Origin of the sequence: Vagococcus fluvialis (genome assembly GCF_048815235.1) — a bacterium.
Lineage (GTDB): Bacteria > Bacillota > Bacilli > Lactobacillales > Vagococcaceae > Vagococcus.
This window is the reverse complement of the sequence record NZ_JBMEAO010000008.1, coordinates 80,858-96,307: the sequence shown is the minus strand read 5'-3', so window position 1 is coordinate 96,307 and position 15,450 is coordinate 80,858. Positions and strand designations below refer to the sequence as shown.

At 33.9% G+C, this 15,450-nt stretch carries 19 protein-coding genes; 16 read left to right on the top strand and 3 right to left on the bottom strand.

Annotated elements, in window-relative coordinates; all coding sequences use genetic code 11:
• Nucleotides 1–12 precede the first annotated feature (12 nt).
• Both buk and ACODH8_RS06880 read left to right on the top strand, forming a co-directional pair.
• On the top strand, nt 13–1,074 hold the full coding sequence (buk, locus tag ACODH8_RS06885) for a butyrate kinase (RefSeq protein ID WP_332465274.1): 1,062 nt from the start codon (nt 13–15) through the stop codon (nt 1,072–1,074).
• 32 nt (nt 1,075–1,106) lie between these two features.
• Nucleotides 1,107–1,409 (top strand): hypothetical protein, encoded by a 303-nt coding sequence (locus ACODH8_RS06880; RefSeq protein ID WP_332465275.1) that lies wholly within the window; start codon nt 1,107–1,109, stop codon nt 1,407–1,409.
• Between the two features lie 48 nt (nt 1,410–1,457).
• On the opposite strand, the gene ACODH8_RS06875 is transcribed toward ACODH8_RS06880, so the two are convergent.
• Complete coding sequence (locus ACODH8_RS06875; protein ID WP_332465276.1) at nt 1,458–2,348, bottom strand: YitT family protein; 891 nt, start codon at nt 2,346–2,348, stop codon at nt 1,458–1,460.
• Nucleotides 2,349–2,473: 125 nt separating this feature from the next.
• Between ACODH8_RS06875 and ACODH8_RS06870 the strand changes: the two genes are divergently transcribed.
• The 8 genes from ACODH8_RS06870 (at nt 2,474) to ACODH8_RS06835 (ending at nt 9,247) form a co-directional block, all read left to right on the top strand.
• Nucleotides 2,474–2,821: a nucleotide pyrophosphohydrolase gene (locus tag ACODH8_RS06870; RefSeq protein WP_420503555.1), complete on the top strand. Its 348-nt coding sequence runs from the start codon at nt 2,474–2,476 to the stop codon at nt 2,819–2,821.
• Complete coding sequence (dapB, locus tag ACODH8_RS06865) at nt 2,814–3,605, top strand: 4-hydroxy-tetrahydrodipicolinate reductase (protein ID WP_332465277.1); 792 nt, start codon at nt 2,814–2,816, stop codon at nt 3,603–3,605. The genes ACODH8_RS06870 and dapB overlap by 8 nt, the downstream gene beginning before the upstream one ends.
• Nucleotides 3,602–4,810, top strand: a complete 1,209-nt coding sequence (locus tag ACODH8_RS06860; RefSeq protein ID WP_332465278.1) for a CCA tRNA nucleotidyltransferase — start codon at nt 3,602–3,604, stop codon at nt 4,808–4,810. Before dapB ends, ACODH8_RS06860 begins: the two co-directional genes overlap by 4 nt.
• A complete protein-coding gene (locus tag ACODH8_RS06855) occupies nt 4,810–5,172 on the top strand; it encodes a thioesterase family protein (protein ID WP_332465279.1) in 363 nt (120 codons plus the stop codon). Before ACODH8_RS06860 ends, ACODH8_RS06855 begins: the two co-directional genes overlap by 1 nt.
• Before the next feature lie 108 nt (nt 5,173–5,280).
• Entirely contained in the window at nt 5,281–5,739 is a 459-nt protein-coding gene (locus tag ACODH8_RS06850) for a hypothetical protein (protein WP_332465280.1), read from the top strand.
• Between the two features lie 122 nt (nt 5,740–5,861).
• Nucleotides 5,862–7,757 carry an ABC-F family ATP-binding cassette domain-containing protein gene (locus tag ACODH8_RS06845; RefSeq protein WP_332465281.1) on the top strand — a complete coding sequence of 632 codons (1,896 nt, stop codon included), beginning with the start codon at nt 5,862–5,864 and terminating at the stop codon, nt 7,755–7,757.
• A 12-nt stretch (nt 7,758–7,769) separates the two neighbouring features.
• A complete protein-coding gene (locus tag ACODH8_RS06840; RefSeq protein WP_332465282.1) occupies nt 7,770–8,717 on the top strand; it encodes a thymidylate synthase in 948 nt (315 codons plus the stop codon).
• A gap of 38 nt (nt 8,718–8,755) precedes the next feature.
• The gene (locus ACODH8_RS06835; protein ID WP_332465283.1) at nt 8,756–9,247 is read left to right on the top strand and encodes a dihydrofolate reductase; all 492 of its coding nucleotides are present in this window, start codon (nt 8,756–8,758) and stop codon (nt 9,245–9,247) included.
• A gap of 33 nt (nt 9,248–9,280) precedes the next feature.
• Here the strand turns inward: ACODH8_RS06835 and ACODH8_RS06830 are convergent, their stop codons facing one another.
• Both ACODH8_RS06830 and trhA read right to left on the bottom strand, forming a co-directional pair.
• On the bottom strand, nt 9,281–9,838 hold the full coding sequence (locus ACODH8_RS06830) for a hypothetical protein (RefSeq protein WP_332465284.1): 558 nt from the start codon (nt 9,836–9,838) through the stop codon (nt 9,281–9,283).
• A 128-nt stretch (nt 9,839–9,966) separates the two neighbouring features.
• Complete coding sequence (trhA, locus tag ACODH8_RS06825) at nt 9,967–10,611, bottom strand: PAQR family membrane homeostasis protein TrhA (RefSeq protein WP_332465285.1); 645 nt, start codon at nt 10,609–10,611, stop codon at nt 9,967–9,969.
• Nucleotides 10,612–10,726: 115 nt separating this feature from the next.
• Here trhA and ACODH8_RS06820 point away from each other — a divergent pair, with 115 nt between their 5' ends.
• From ACODH8_RS06820 to ACODH8_RS06795, 6 genes are read left to right on the top strand one after another with little or no spacing between them, the layout of a single operon-like run.
• The gene (locus ACODH8_RS06820) at nt 10,727–11,566 is read left to right on the top strand and encodes a DegV family protein (RefSeq protein WP_332465286.1); all 840 of its coding nucleotides are present in this window, start codon (nt 10,727–10,729) and stop codon (nt 11,564–11,566) included.
• Nucleotides 11,567–11,619: 53 nt separating this feature from the next.
• A complete protein-coding gene (locus ACODH8_RS06815) occupies nt 11,620–12,495 on the top strand; it encodes an SGNH/GDSL hydrolase family protein (RefSeq protein ID WP_332465287.1) in 876 nt (291 codons plus the stop codon).
• A 26-nt stretch (nt 12,496–12,521) separates the two neighbouring features.
• Nucleotides 12,522–13,193 (top strand): YpmS family protein, encoded by a 672-nt coding sequence (locus ACODH8_RS06810; protein ID WP_332465288.1) that lies wholly within the window; start codon nt 12,522–12,524, stop codon nt 13,191–13,193.
• 10 nt (nt 13,194–13,203) lie between these two features.
• Nucleotides 13,204–13,719, top strand: a complete 516-nt coding sequence (msrA, locus tag ACODH8_RS06805) for a peptide-methionine (S)-S-oxide reductase MsrA (protein ID WP_332465289.1) — start codon at nt 13,204–13,206, stop codon at nt 13,717–13,719.
• A gap of 3 nt (nt 13,720–13,722) precedes the next feature.
• Complete coding sequence (locus ACODH8_RS06800; protein WP_332465290.1) at nt 13,723–13,941, top strand: YozE family protein; 219 nt, start codon at nt 13,723–13,725, stop codon at nt 13,939–13,941.
• A gap of 16 nt (nt 13,942–13,957) precedes the next feature.
• The gene (locus tag ACODH8_RS06795) at nt 13,958–15,397 is read left to right on the top strand and encodes a S41 family peptidase (protein WP_332465291.1); all 1,440 of its coding nucleotides are present in this window, start codon (nt 13,958–13,960) and stop codon (nt 15,395–15,397) included.
• Nucleotides 15,398–15,450: the final 53 nt, after the last annotated feature.

The window sequence follows — 15,450 nt, the reverse complement described above, 5'->3', positions numbered from 1 at the left end:
GAGGAAACTTTTGTGAAGAAAGTATTAGTTATTAATCCAGGTTCTACTTCAACGAAGGTAGCCTATTACGAAGATAAAAAAGAAATTTTAAATAAAAACGTATTCCATGAAACAAGTGAATTATCAAAATTTGCAACGATTGCTGACCAATATGGCTATCGTATGGAATTAATTCAGTCTTTCTTAGAAGAAGAAGGAATTGATTACACGCAAATTGATGCAGCTGTAGGACGTGGTGGTGCTTTACCTCCTGTTGAAGCAGGTGCTTATATGGTAAATGATGAGATGATTGATTGGCTAGTGAATGGAACTAAAACACATCATGCTTCAAACTTAGGGGCTATTTTAGCAAATGGTTTCAGAGAAAAAAGCGAAAAATCATGTATTGCAATGATTTATGACCCAATTACAGTAGATCAATACCATGAATTAGCTCGTGTTTCTGGTCTTAAAGGTGTTAATAGAACAAGTATTGGTCACGCGTTAAACATGCGTGCGATTGCTTTAAAAACAGCTGAAGACTTAGGTAAACCATATGAAGAATCTAATTTAATTGTTGCTCACTTAGGAAGTGGATCAACTATTAGTGCCCATGAAAATGGCCGTATGATTGATTACTCACTAGATGATGAAGGACCATTCTCAGTAGAGAGAACAGGTAGTTTATCACTAAAAGAATTTATTCCATTCTGTTACCAAATGACTCAAGCAGAAGTAACTGCTTGGACGCGTAAAGAAGGCGGTATGATTTCTTATCTTGGAACTAATAGCGGAATTGAAGTAGAAGAACGTATTGTTGCAGGAGACGACGAAGCTCGCTTAGTACTTGAAGCTATGGCTTATCAAGTAGCTAAAGGAATCGGAGAATTATCAACGGTTCTGAAAGGAAAAGTTGATCAAATCGTTATTACTGGTGGCCTAGCTTATTCAGATCGTTTAGTTGACTGGGTAAAAGAGCGTGTTGAATTTATCGCCCCCGTATCAAGTGTCCCTGGTGAATTTGAAATGGAAGCATTAAGAAATGGTGCTTTACGTGTTCTTTCAGGTGAAGAACAAGCAAAAGAATTTAAATAAGCGTCATAAAAAGGAAAGGAGTTTCCTAAAAGATGCAAAACATTCTTGAATTTAATGATTATGTCGTTGAAAAGTATGGGCATTTTGCTCAAGTTGAGATTCACATTGTGATACCTGATAAAGGAATTGATAAAAAAGTACCAGTTTCTTTCTTAAGTGATTACAGCGGGATGTCTCTAAGTGTGTCGTGGTTAATGGCAGGAGTTTCTAATTATCAAGAATTAGGCTTACTGGATTTATACTTCACAACTTGGGACAACATGACCTATAATGAAGCTGACAAAAGTTTAGCTATAATCGATCCAAACGGTGTCTTAGTTATGATGTACGCTTAAGACATCACCTCCTAACAATCGAAAACAACAAAAAACACAAGGTAGCTCTCAACCTTGTGTTTTTTGTTTGGCTATTTTTCTTTTTTTCATGACTTCGTAAGAGAAACCTTCTCCTAAAACTTCATTCACAGTAATCACTGAAATAAAAGCTTGTTTATCTATTTCGTGAGAGATTTCTTTGATGCGATTAATTTCAGGATGAGTGGCAACACAGAATATAATGTTGCGTTCCCTTTTGGAATAAGCTCCTTCAGATTTTAAGTAGGTAACTCCTCGCTCTAATTCCAACATAATCTGTTCAGCAATTTTTTCATTATAATCAGAAATAATTAAGACTCCCTTAGCGCTATAGCTTGCTTCTTGAACAAAATCAACCACAATACTAAAGACAAAGACAGCAATTAAGGTATACATCATTTCCTTTAGAGAAAGATAAGTTAAAGAAAGTAGTAACACCATAATATCTAATATTAGCAGGGAACGACCAATGGTTAAGCCAAATTTTTTTTCGATGATTCTAGCAACGATATCGGTTCCACCTGTTGTCCCACCAACTTTATAGATAATTCCGCTACCTATACCGCCAAACAAACCAGCGAGTAGAGCTGCAATGAGTAAGTCATGTTCAATGGAGATGACGATATTCATCTTTTGCCAAAATAAAATATTGAATGACAGAGAAAACGTTCCCACTAAAGTATAAATAAGTGCTTTAAAGCCAAATATCCTTAAACCAATTAGAATTAAAGGAATATTCAGTAAGAGAGTACTAAAAGCTGGGTTGATATGGAATAAGTTATAAATAATTAATGTAATCCCAGTCACACCACCTTCTGCCAAGTTATTTGGCATATTAAATGTTACTAAACCAAAACTATAAATACTTGCACCTAAAAAGATGAGTATTAAATCTAGTGCAATTTGTCCATTCTTTTTCATCTATTCACATCCTCATTTGTTATCTTATCATTAAGGACTTTTTGCAACAAGAGAGGTGTTGAAAAAAGAGGGAATCTTTTATAAGATAAGAGCATAGAAAAACTTTTAAAAGGTAGGGCTTAATAATGGTGGGAGACAACAAGAGTTTAACAGATTTACAAGAAGAGCTTGATGAGTATATTAATCAATTTAAAGTCGGTTATTTTTCTCCTTTATCCCAAATGGCTCGTTTAACAGAAGAGATAGGTGAATTAGCTAGGGAAGTTAATCATCAGTACGGTGAAAAAACAAAAAAAGACACAGAAGAGGCTAATACAGTAGCTAACGAATTAGGAGACGTTCTAATTGCTACTATTATAATGGCTAATTCTTTATCAATTGATTTGAATGAAGTAATGGCAGAAAATATGAAAAAGTTTCGTAAACGAGACTACTATCGGTTTGAACGAAAGGATGAAAAAACAAATGATTAAAATAGTCATCGCAGGATTTAACGGGAAAATGGGTAAAGCAACGACACAAATGGTTTTAAACGACGCAAGATTTCAACTAGTAGGAGTTGTTTCAAGACACAAAGATGTTTCAAATTTAAATGAAATGGTTGAATATCTGTCAATTGACGTGCCTGTCTTTTCAACAAAAGAAGAAGTTGTTGCTAATGTCGAAACTGATGTATGGATTGATTTCACCTCACCAGAAGGCATTTATGAGACTCTTTTATTTTTAATTGAAAATGATATCCGCCCCGTTGTTGGTACAACAGGACTAACTAGCGAACAGTTAACAACGATTCAAGTAAAATCAAAGGCCAAAGGTTTAGGTGGCTTAATTGCCCCGAATTTCGCAATTGGCGCAGTTCTAATGATAGAGTTTGCAGCTAAAGCAGCTAAGTATTTCCCAGATGTTGAAATTATGGAACTGCATCATGATCAAAAATTAGACGCACCCAGTGGAACGGCGATAAACACAGCTCAAGCGATATCAAAAGTTCGTGAGCCGAAAAAACAAGGCCATCCAGATGAGAAAGAATTAATAGAAGGCGCTCGCGGAGCAGATTATGAAGGCATGAAAATTCATAGTGTTCGCTTACCTGGTTTAGTCGCTCATCAACAAGTTCAGTTTGGAAGCCAAGGAGAAGGTTTAATTATCCGTCATGATAGTTACGATCGATCTTCCTTCATGTCAGGTGTTGCTCTATCTTGTCAAGAAGTCATGTCATTAGAAGAAATTGTTTATGGATTGGAATGTATACTATGATAATCAAAGAATTACCAGAAGAATTTATAAAAGCTACGCCAATTATTGAAAAAATTCAAGCAGCTGGATTTGAAGCTTATTTTGTTGGCGGAAGTGTCCGCGATATTTTACTCAACCAACCAATACACGATGTAGATATTGCAACGAGTGCTTTCCCAGAAGAAATTAAAGCTATTTTCCCTATCACGATTGATGTTGGGATTGAGCATGGCACCGTCTTAGTGCTAGATGAGGAAGAACAATACGAAATAACAACCTTTAGAACGGAATCAACGTATCAAGATTATAGACGGCCAGATGAAGTGACCTTTGTCCGGTCTTTAGAAGAAGATTTAAAAAGACGTGATTTTACAATGAATGCCTTAGCCATGGGAATTGATGGTGAGATAATTGATTTATTTAATGGTATCGAAGCTATTAAACGACAACAAATCGTAGCTGTAGGAGAAGCTTCAGAAAGGTTCCATGAAGACGCTTTACGCATGATGAGAGGTCTTCGCTTTTCAAGTCAACTAGGATTTGACATTGAAGAAAAAACGAAAGCTGCCATCAAAGAGCATCATCAATTATTAGAAAAAATATCAGTTGAGCGTATTTACATTGAATTTATCAAGTTATTAACCTCTAAAAATAGAAACAAGGGGTTAATAACTCTAATTGAAACAGGTTGTTTTAATTACTGTCCTGGTTTAAGGGGAACAGAAGAAGGGTTAAACAAATTAGTGACTGTTTCTAATGAGCAAGTATTTGAGACAGAAGAGTTAGCCTGGTTAATGCTTACTTATGTGTTACAAATAGAAAATGCTCATTCATTCTTAAAGAAATGGAAAAGTTCAAATAAACTAATGCACCATGTATCAAGTTGTTTAGAACAATTAAAAAGAAGAGACACAAATGAATGGGACCTACTATCTCTCTATCAAAGTGGCCCAGATGTGATTAGAGATGTTGAAGTAGCTAGAGAGCTACTTGGTAAAGAAAATAAAATGAACGAAGCCTTGATTCGCTATGAAGAACTACCAATAAAATCAATTCGCGAATTAGCTGTGACAGGTAATGATGTTATGACTGGATTAGATAAAAAACCTGGCCCATGGCTTGGTAAATTGCTAAAAGAACTAGAGTTAAAAGTCGTACTAGGAAACATCGATAATAATAAAGAAAGTTTATTAGAAATAGCAAAAATAGAGATGGAGGCAATGTAATGAATCAACTAACTAAAAGTTTTGTTGTCACTGAAAATCAATCTGCAAAAGAAATGGGCTCAGGAAGTTTACTGGTATTAGCTACACCTAGTGCTATTGCCATGGCTGAGAATACCTGTATGCTATTATCAGCTGACCTGATTAATGAAGAAGAGACAACTGTCGGAACGGCTATTGATTTTAAGCATTTGAAAGCCTCTTTAATTGGTGCAACCATTAATGTAGAAGCAACTCTTGAAGAACAGAAAGGGAAAAAAATTAATTTTACCTTCAATATGTATGATGGAGAGAAGTTAATTGGTACAGGAAATCACACAAGATATATTGTAGAAGTAGAAAGTTTTTTATCGCACATTGAATAATATTTGTTATTTGTGAAAAGTTTAATAAAGTTGTTTGTTTTTTTATCCCACCATGCTATAATTAATTTGTAGTTAAGAAGTAACCCAATAGGAAAGAGGAGATCATAGATGACAAGAGAAATGACAAGCTTCAAATTCTATTTTAGAAATGGCGAAACATGGACTATTAACCGCGAGTTTATCGGGGATTTATGGATTAGTAAAGTAACTACAAGTTACGGAAGAATTAACGGAAGTGATTTCCAAAAAATTCGTCCTTGTGAAGGATTAAAAATTGAAATTAACCAAGAAGCAGACCACGTACAAACAGATGATATTAACTTAGGTGGATTAGAGTTAGGTATGTTTGCTCGTGCTATTAAATACCAAGATATTGAAAAAATGGGTATTCACTTTGATAATGGAACAGATGATTTAATCTACTTCCCATACAAAGACAAAGCAACCCCTGGTCAAGAAGGTTTAGACAACGTTTATCAATCAAGTAAAATATCAGAAGATAACAAATTATACATCGTTATTGATGATTCTAAAAATGTAACAGATGTGTATGCAGATAAGTTTTAAATCTTAAAAAGAGACAAACTTTAATTAGTTTGTCTCTTTTTTTTCGTGAAAATTGGGTCAACTTGTTTCACTAACACAAATTTGGTAAAATAAACAAGACAATTTTGAGAGTAGGGAACTAAATGAAAATTCTCCGTGGAGATAACTTAGAAAAATCTTATGGCATCAAAAACTTATTAAACGATGTTTCTTTTTTTATTAGAACAGGAGATCGAATTGGGTTAATTGGTATTAATGGAACAGGTAAATCAACCTTAATGAATATCTTAGCAGGTGTTGATACACCAGAAAAAGGTCAACTGGATTACCCTCATGATTATAAAATCGCCTATTTATCACAACAAACAGATTTTGATGGAGAGTTATCAGTATTAGATACTGTTTTCCAAGGTAATTCGCCTGTCATTAAAGCTGTAAGACAATATGAAAAAGCTTTAAGTAATCTGTCACTTGATGGTGCGAATGAGGGGTATCAAAAAGATTATCAAAAAGCAGAAGAATTAATGAACCAAGAAGATGCTTGGTTAGCTGATACAAATGCTAAAACAATTTTAAGTAAGCTAGGTATTTTATTTTTAGATAAAAAAGTCAGTGAGTTATCTGGTGGGCAAAAGAAACGTTTAGGTTTAGCTCAAGTTTTAATTGAAGCACCTGACTTATTGTTACTAGATGAGCCAACTAACCATTTAGATTATCAAAGTATTAGATGGTTAGAGAACTATTTAAAAGATTACAAAGGGGCATTGGTTGTTACAACCCATGATCGTTATTTCTTAGACCGTGTAACAAATCGTATTATGGAATTGTCACGAGGTAATCTTCATGAATATGCGGGTAACTATCAAACTTATCTAGAAACGCGAGCTGAGAGAGAAGAAACGGAAGCTAAACAGACTCATAAGAAAAAGCAACTGTTTAAGCAAGAACTTGCTTGGATGAGAGCTGGTATCAAAGCCCGCGGGACGCGTCAACAAGCTAGAATTGACCGTTTTACAGATTTAAAAGAAGAGGTCAGTCAATCAACAAGTAAAGAAACTATGGAGATTGGCGTAAGTACTAAACGTTTAGGTAAAAAAGTATTAGAAATTGAACAAGCTAACTTTGCTATTAATAATCAAGTGATTCTTTCTGATTTTGATTTACTGATTCAATCTCGTGAACGATTAGGAATTACAGGGGAAAATGGCGCAGGAAAATCTACTTTGTTGAACCTCATTGCAGGAAAATTAAGTTTAGACAGTGGTAGTATTGACTTAGGTGAAACTGTTAGAATCGGGTACTATACCCAAGAAAATGAAGGACTGGACGAATCTAAACGCATGATCCAGTACCTACAAGAACAAGCTGAGATGGTTGAACAAAAAGATGGAAGTAGTATTTCAACAACAGAAATGCTAGAACGTTTTTTATTCCCAAGAAATATGCACGGAACAGTTATCAGTAACTTATCTGGTGGTGAAAAACGTCGCTTGTATCTACTGAAAATTTTAATTCAACAACCTAACGTTTTATTATTAGATGAACCAACGAATGATTTGGATATTGAAACTTTAACTATTTTAGAAGATTATTTAGAGCAATTTCCTGGTGCGGTTATTTCAGTCAGTCATGATCGTTACTTCTTAGACAAAACAATGGATAAATTGTTAGTCTTTAAAGGTAAGGCTGAAATTGAGCCTTTCTTTGGGAATATGAGTGAGTATTTAGAAAAACAAGAAAAACCTAAAGAAACGGATAACGCACATAAAGGAACTTCTAAAAAAACAGACGAACATGTTGAGCAAGAAGTAAAGGCCAAACAAAAGTTAACCTATATGGAACAAAAAGAGTGGGATAACATTGAGGATGAGATTGAAAAGATCGAAACGCAAATCGAGACAACTCAAGCCGCAATGATTGACAACTCAAGTGATGCTGGGAAATTACAAGACCTTCAAAAGGAATTGACTGGTTTAGAAGACACATTAGAAGAAAAAATGGCTAGATGGGAATATCTAAGTGAATTTGCTGAAGGGTAAGGTGTAATCATAATGGAAAAAGACTATTTAGAATTAGCTGAGAAAATTTTAAACGAAGGCACTGTGAAACATGACAGAACTGGAACAGGTACCAAAAGTTTATTTGGTGCTCAAATTAGATTTGATTTAAGTAAAGGATTTCCTTTGCTTACAACTAAACGTGTTCCTTTTTCCTTAATTAAAAGTGAATTACTTTGGTTTATGAAAGGCTCTACTAATATCAAATATTTATTGGAGCATAACAACCATATTTGGGACGAGTGGGCATTTGAAAGATATATAAAGAGTGAAGACTATAAAGGGCCTGATATGACTGACTTTGGTCGCCGTGCCATAAAAGATCCAGAATTCAATGCTATTTATCAAGTTGAATTGCAGGCATTTTGTGATAAAATACTTAATGATGAATCTTTCTCAGCTATTTATGGTGAGTTAGGGAATATTTATGGTTCTCAGTGGCGTCACTGGAAAACAACGCAAGGAGAGACAATTGATCAACTTCAAGATGTGATTGACATGATCAAAACGAATCCTGATTCAAGAAGACTGATTGTTTCAGCTTGGAATCCAGAAGATGTTCCATCAATGGCATTACCACCATGTCATACTTTATTTCAATTTTACGTATCAGAAGGAAAATTAAGTTGCCAATTGTATCAAAGAAGTGCTGATGTCTTTTTAGGAGTACCATTTAATATTGCAAGTTACGCTTTATTAACGCATTTAATCGCACATGAAACAGGGTTAGAGGTTGGAGATTTTGTTCATACCTTTGGTGACGCTCATCTTTACTTAAACCATATGGATCAAATTAAAGAGCAGTTAAGTCGAGACATTAGAGAGTTTCCTATATTAGAATTGAATGAAGATAAACAATCAATCTTTGACTTTGAAATGGAAGACATTACAATTAAGGGGTATGACCCGCATAAAACAATTAAGGCACCAATTGCAGTATAAAAAAGATTCAGGGAAGTACTTTGGGGAGGATATTTAAAATGATAGCAGCTATATGGGCTCAGGACGAAAATGGTTTGATAGGGAAAGAGGATGTATTGCCTTGGCATTTGCCAGACGATTTACAGTTCTTTAAGCACATGACTGAAAATAATGTCATAGTAATGGGTAGAAAAACGTTTGAAGGAATGGGTAAAAAATTATTACCAAATAGAGACACTATTGTTTTAACATCTAATCAAGATTATGTTGCTGTGGGAGCAACTGTTATGCATTCAGTGGAAGAAGTGTTGGCTTTTGCTGAAACTTTTGAAGGTATTACGTTTATTACCGGTGGTGGTGAAATTTATAAATCATTTTTACCACATATTGACGTCTTATATCGAACATTAATTAAATCAGAATTTGAAGGTGACACTTATTTCCCTTACCTAGATTGGGAAGAATGGAATATTGTCAGTACAAGTGAGGGAACAGTAGATGATAAAAACATCTATCCTCATGATTTTGAAACATACCAACGAAATAAATAAAAAAAATCGGATAACTTAGGTTGTCCGATTTTTTTATGCCACTGACATGTGAGCAACAGCATTAGCTGAATGATTTTCAGTTAAGTAGTGAATCATTTTTCCTTCAAATACTTTTTCAAGTGTCCCTAAATTCAATAAATCTTGTGGTGTAATGAAGTGATTTTCTTTTTCAAAAGTAGCAGCTCCACTATCTGATAAAAGAGTTGCCACAAATTCAGAACAGAAAAAAGCGTGTTCTCTTTCTAAACGGTAATCTAGAGATAATGCCACTAAACCGATAAAGTTATATTTGTACAAAGCTTTATTTTTATTAAAATATTCTAAAATAGACATGATTCTTTCGTATTGTTCTTCGGTTACTTCTAGTGAGTAGACAGCGCACTCGCTTGTAGAAAAGAAGGGATCCCAAAAGTCTTCTTTTACAAAGCCACCGATTAACGGATTTGACATTTTTTTTCTACCAAAACTATATGTATTATTTAAGTCTTTATCTAGAGCAATAGAGACGTGATTGTAAGTCTCTTTTGTATAGCACTGAATAGCTTTAGATAACAGACTATTATTTGCTGAATAAACTAAAAAAATTTCCATAACAAACTTCCTCTTTTTTGTGATTTCCTATTAACTAAATCTATTATAGCCTTTGATGAGAAAAAGGCCATCGTTCTTTAGTCCTAAAAAAAACTCCACCTTTTTTAGATGGAGTTTTTGTGAAGTCTTTATGTAAATAAATAAACTGAGAAGAAAATGAAGATAGCACCTAACATAACGAATAAATGCCATACGACATGCATAAACTTAATATGAGTCATGCTGTAAAAATAGGCTCCTACAGTATAAGAAACGCCGCCTAAAAATAAAAGTAAAAATCCTGTTGTTCCTAGACCAACATATAACGGCTTGATAGCGACTAAACAAAGCCAACCCATTATGATATATAAAACAACATCAGTTTTAGCGCGTTTGTTTAAGAAAATCGATTTAAACACAACTCCTGCAATGGCGATTGCCCATACAGTTCCAAAGAGAGCCCAACCTAGCCAACCTTTAATAACTAATAAACAAAAAGGTGTGTAGCTACCAGCAATTAAAAGATAAATGGAACTGTGATCAAAAACTTGAAACACTTTTTTTGCCTTAGTAAAGATTAGACTATGAAAAAGTGTTGAAAATAAGAAGAGTAGAATCATTGAAGAACCAAATATTGTATAGGATACAACATGAAGTGGTGAATGCATCTGCGCCCCTTTAATAATTAATAAGACAAGGCCAGCAATACTAAGGCCTGTTCCAATACCATGAGTGATTGCATTAAAGACTTCATTAACAATCAAATACTTTTTTGAAAAAGTTACTTGTTCCATTTGAAACATCCTTTCATGTTTTAAGTGAAAAAGAAATTATTATCTGTTATACTATTTAGCAGATAGATTATTATTATTCTACACGAAGATGCTAATTTTTGAAAGAGGTTTGAGAATGACGAATATAAAAATTGTGACTGACTCTTCATGTATTATCGATCCAGAAAGAATGAAAGAAATAGACATTCACACAATTAGTCTATCAATTATGATTGATGGCGTGATTTATGCGGATCAAAATGAGTTAGATAAAAAAGAATTTATGACAATGATGGAAAAATCTCCAGCATTACCAAAAACGAGTCAACCGCCAATTGGTGAGTTTATTAATTTGTATGATGAACTAGGGCAAGATGGCAGCCAAATAATCTCTATTCATTTAACTGAAAAGTTAAGTGGTACTGTTAACACGGCTAGACAAGCAGCTCAAATGAGTCAGTCTAATGTAACAGTTATTGATAGTGATTATATTGATCAAGCGCTAGGCTTTCAAGTATACGAGGCAGCGAAGTTAGCTCAAGAAGGAGCGACAGTTGATCAAATCGTATCTCACATTGAAAAAGTAAAAGAAAAAACGCAATTATATATTGGAGTTGCCACATTAGACAATCTTGTTAAAGGTGGACGTATTGGGAAATTAGTAGGTGTTGTATCAGGTTTCTTAAATATGAAAGTTTTATGTCAACTAAATAATGGTGAGTTAGAAATTGTTTCTAAAGGTCGAGGGAATAAAACCTTTATGAAATGGATAAAAGAATTAGAAAAAAAATTAGTGACTTATCCTCTTAACTACTTAGGTATTTCTGAAGCAGATGGTAAAGATATTTCAAATGATTTAAAAGAATCGATTAATACAGCATTACCTGAGTTAAACATACCTATTATTCATACTACACCACTTGTAGCAACACATGCTGGTAAAGGTGCGTTTGCGGTTATGTTTTACACAAATTAAAAATAACAAAAAAAGCAGATCTAAAGGTCTGCTTTTTTGGATAGAGGGATTTTATGAAAAAAATAAAAGCAATCTTCCCTTTTCTTGGTTGGTTTTTAGGCGTTATTTTAGTAACGTTTGTGATTGGGACAATGCTTATTCCAAAGGCAGAAAAAATTAAACTTAATTCTGAACCAAGTAAACCAGAAGAAAAAAGAATGGAAATGCTGAGAATTAGTGCAGTAGGGGATTCCTTAACAGAAGGAATAGGAGATACAACTCATACAGGAGGTTATGTCCCACTCTTACAAACTGATTTAAGTGAGAATTTTCCCATTGATGTAGTTCAAGCAGATAATTTTGGAAAATCAGGAGATCGAAGTGACCAAATTTTAAAACGAATTAAAAAAGATGAAGAGATGCAAAATTCTATTAGAAAAGCAGATGTGATTTTAGTAACTGTTGGTGGGAATGACTTAATGAAAGTGATTCAGTCTCAAATTTTTAATAAAATTTCGATTAAGAAATTTGTTAAACCTAGAGAAAAATACCAAAAACAGTTAGAGAAGATGTATGAAGAAATTCGTTTATTAAATCCAGAAGCACCTATATATCAATTAGGTATTTATAATCCTTTTTATAAGAGTTTTTCAGAAATTGAAGAAATGCAAGAGATTGTTGATTTTTGGAATGAAGGAAGTAAAGAATTTGTCGACGGAATAGACAATGCTTATTTTGTGCCAATTAATGATGAGATATATAATGGGTTACCAGATCCAAATGCTATAACTTCAACAAAGGAATCTACTGAAATGACAATGGACAAAGATGCAATCAATGATTTGATTTCTGAAGAAGATAGTTTCCACCCAAATAATTTAGGGTATCAAATAATTGCCAATGCTTTTAGAACTAAAATGGAATCTACAAAAGATGTTTGGCTCAAATAATTCGTTAGAAGATAAGGGTGTTTAAAATGAAAAAAGTAGAAGAAGTAGAAACACGCCAAAAGAAAGATAAAAAGGACAAAAAAGGGTTTAACTTCTTAAGTCTATTTAAAAATCCGTGGCGAGTCGCATTTTTAACGTTATTAGCAGTAGTGATTGGTTTCATCAGTGTCCTTATGTTTAGAATATCAACACCACGCATGACCTATGACGCTAAACTACCAGTGATTGAAACAAAAGAAAAAGCGATTTTTGATATTAACATGAAAAAAGAGCAAGTGAATGATGCCATTAATTTTTTCTTAGAAGAATCGATGAAAGAATCTGGAGTTGATTACTCCTTTGTACTTGAAAATCAAGCGATGATTGATGGGACCTTTAATTTATTAGGGCATGAAACTCATTTTTACCTTTATTTTGAACCTTATGTTCTAAATGATGGTAATGTACAATTAAAAGCTAAGAGCTTATCAGTAGGCTCTTTAAACGTGCCAATTCCTGCGATGATTAACTATATTTCATCAACAACTGATTTACCTAATTGGATTGAAATGGATGCGGATCAACAATTAATTAACCTTCATTTGAATAAATTCCAATTAGATAATGGGATGAGTATTCGAGCGAAGAAAATTAATTTGATTAATGATGAAATTAGCTTTAGTATTTACTTACCTAAAGAAAAATCTAATAAGAAGTGAGTGATGTAGGATGAAAGAAACAGCCATTTTAGCGGGCGGATGTTTTTGGTGTATGGTCAAACCATTTGATCAATATCCAGGAATTATTTCAATCGTTTCAGGTTATACAGGTGGTCATAAAGAAAACCCAACTTACCAAGAAGTTTGTAGTGGTAAGACGGGACATACAGAAGCAGTTAAAATAGAGTTTGATCCTAGTGAAATAACCTATGAAAAACTATTAAGTATTTATTGGCAACAAACCGATCCAACAGATGCCTTTGGTCAATTTGAAGACCGAGGAGATAGTTATCGACCAGTTATTTTTTATACATCAGAAACTCAAAAACAAATAGCTGAGAAGAGCAAGCAAGAACTAGCTGATTCTGGTCGTTATTTAGACCCGATTGTTACAACTATAGAAGAAGCGAGCCCTTTTTATTCAGCAGAAGAATATCACCAAGATTTTTATAAAAAAGATCCTGAACGATATAGTTTATCAAGTGCTAACCGAAAAAACTTTTTAAAAAATGTATGGGGAGAGTAGTCGATGAAGCGTAGTTTTTTTCATTATGTTGAAACCTTTCGTGGTAAGGTCAAACAAACAGAAGAGTCCTTATTAGCTGAAAATATTTTCAACGATTTACAATTTCCAAAACAGTCTCAAGACTATGATGAAATTTCACATTATTTGGAGATAAACGCGTATTATATTCCTAGTATGGATATTTTTGATACCTTATGGGAGCATTATATTGAAAATAATTAAGTAAGGATGTGTTTAAATGACACCAAAAGAATCAAAAAAGATATCCATGTTTCAATATATCTTAACCATTGGGATTGTAGGGATTGTCGCTTCAGCTGGAACTGTTTTTATTTATGAAATCAGTGGAGCTTCGGCACAACCTGTTATGACCAATGAAGTAAAAGATGATTTAGATAACGTTAATTTATTGTACGAACTAATTGACAGTCAATACATTGAAGATGTGAGTCAAAAAGACTTAGTTAATGGAGCTTTGAAAGGAATGACTGAAGCTGTGGGAGACCCCCATACGAACTTTTTCCCAGAAGAAGCTGCCAAAGAATTTGATGATAGTGTGTCTGGTAGTTTCGAAGGCATTGGAGCTACTATGATGTTTGAAAATGATTATCCTGTGATTGCAGAACCTCCTTTTGAAGGCTCACCTGCTGAAAAAGCGAAATTAAAAAAAGGTGACATCATTATTAAAGTTGACGGGGAAGAGGTCAAAGGCAAGGGCTTATCTGAGACGGTTTCAAAAATTAAAGGGGAAAAAGGAACTAAAGTGACCCTAGATATTTTACGTGGCGAAGAAACATTCTCTGTGGATATTGTCAGAGATGTGATTCCAGTTGAGTCCGTTAAAGCAAGCCTTGATAAAACGGATAAATCAGTTGGGTATATTAAAATCACAAGTTTTAATGAAACCACATCGGATGAATTTGATCAAGCTATTAGTGATATGAGAAAACAAGGTGCTAAAAAATTCATTTTAGACGTTAGAGGTAACCCTGGTGGTGTCTTACAAAATGTTGAAAAAATGACTAGTCGTTTCTTAGAAGATGGGGACGTCATTGTTGGTTTTGAAGATAAGAGTAAAGCTAAATTTGAAGAAGTAGCTGATAAGAAATTTGATAAAGGCGAAAAAATCAAAGAACCTACTGTGATTCTGACAGATGGCGATAGTGCTAGTGCCTCAGAAATCATGGCTGGCGCATTAAAAGCACATGGGTTTGATGTAATTGGAACAAAGACTTACGGTAAAGGAACGGTTCAAACCATGGTACCGATTGAAGGTCATGGTGAAATCAAATTAACGATTAGTAAATGGTTAACACCTGATGGCAAATGGATTCATGAAAAAGGCATCGAGCCAACCATTAAAGTTGATTATCCAGATTATTTAAAACGAATTGTAATTGACCGCTCATTAACTTATGAAGAGGGAACTATTAGTCCTCATGTTGAAACAATCAATATTTATTTAAATGAATTAGGATATGATGTTGGTGAGATATCTAAAACTTACACATCAAAAACAACAGCGGCAGTTAAAGAACTACAAGAAAAAGCAGGACTTGACGTCACAGGTGTTGCTAATAAACAAACCGTAGACGCATTAGAGTTAGAAATAGGCAAACATTGGAAAGAAAATGATATCCAATACCAAAAAGCTTTAGAAGTAGTACAAAAGAAATAAAGGATATTTAAGGAGGTTAGCTGAAAAAAGCTTAACCTCCTTTTTTATTTGTT

Coding starts and splice junctions, on each gene's coding strand:
- ACODH8_RS06855 (WP_332465279.1), top strand. CDS start 4,810: ATGAATCAACTAACTAAAAGTTTTGTTGTCACTGAAAATCAATCTGCA.
- ACODH8_RS06820 (WP_332465286.1), top strand. CDS start 10,727: ATGACGAATATAAAAATTGTGACTGACTCTTCATGTATTATCGATCCA.
- ACODH8_RS06810 (WP_332465288.1), top strand. CDS start 12,522: ATGAAAAAAGTAGAAGAAGTAGAAACACGCCAAAAGAAAGATAAAAAG.
- ACODH8_RS06835 (WP_332465283.1), top strand. CDS start 8,756: ATGATAGCAGCTATATGGGCTCAGGACGAAAATGGTTTGATAGGGAAA.
- ACODH8_RS06815 (WP_332465287.1), top strand. CDS start 11,620: ATGAAAAAAATAAAAGCAATCTTCCCTTTTCTTGGTTGGTTTTTAGGC.
- msrA (WP_332465289.1), top strand. CDS start 13,204: ATGAAAGAAACAGCCATTTTAGCGGGCGGATGTTTTTGGTGTATGGTC.
- trhA (WP_332465285.1), bottom strand. CDS start 10,611: ATGGAACAAGTAACTTTTTCAAAAAAGTATTTGATTGTTAATGAAGTC.
- ACODH8_RS06850 (WP_332465280.1), top strand. CDS start 5,281: ATGACAAGAGAAATGACAAGCTTCAAATTCTATTTTAGAAATGGCGAA.
- ACODH8_RS06875 (WP_332465276.1), bottom strand. CDS start 2,348: ATGAAAAAGAATGGACAAATTGCACTAGATTTAATACTCATCTTTTTA.
- ACODH8_RS06880 (WP_332465275.1), top strand. CDS start 1,107: ATGCAAAACATTCTTGAATTTAATGATTATGTCGTTGAAAAGTATGGG.
- ACODH8_RS06840 (WP_332465282.1), top strand. CDS start 7,770: ATGGAAAAAGACTATTTAGAATTAGCTGAGAAAATTTTAAACGAAGGC.
- ACODH8_RS06845 (WP_332465281.1), top strand. CDS start 5,862: ATGAAAATTCTCCGTGGAGATAACTTAGAAAAATCTTATGGCATCAAA.
- dapB (WP_332465277.1), top strand. CDS start 2,814: ATGATTAAAATAGTCATCGCAGGATTTAACGGGAAAATGGGTAAAGCA.
- ACODH8_RS06830 (WP_332465284.1), bottom strand. CDS start 9,838: ATGGAAATTTTTTTAGTTTATTCAGCAAATAATAGTCTGTTATCTAAA.
- ACODH8_RS06870 (WP_420503555.1), top strand. CDS start 2,474: ATGGTGGGAGACAACAAGAGTTTAACAGATTTACAAGAAGAGCTTGAT.
- ACODH8_RS06800 (WP_332465290.1), top strand. CDS start 13,723: ATGAAGCGTAGTTTTTTTCATTATGTTGAAACCTTTCGTGGTAAGGTC.
- ACODH8_RS06860 (WP_332465278.1), top strand. CDS start 3,602: ATGATAATCAAAGAATTACCAGAAGAATTTATAAAAGCTACGCCAATT.
- ACODH8_RS06795 (WP_332465291.1), top strand. CDS start 13,958: ATGACACCAAAAGAATCAAAAAAGATATCCATGTTTCAATATATCTTA.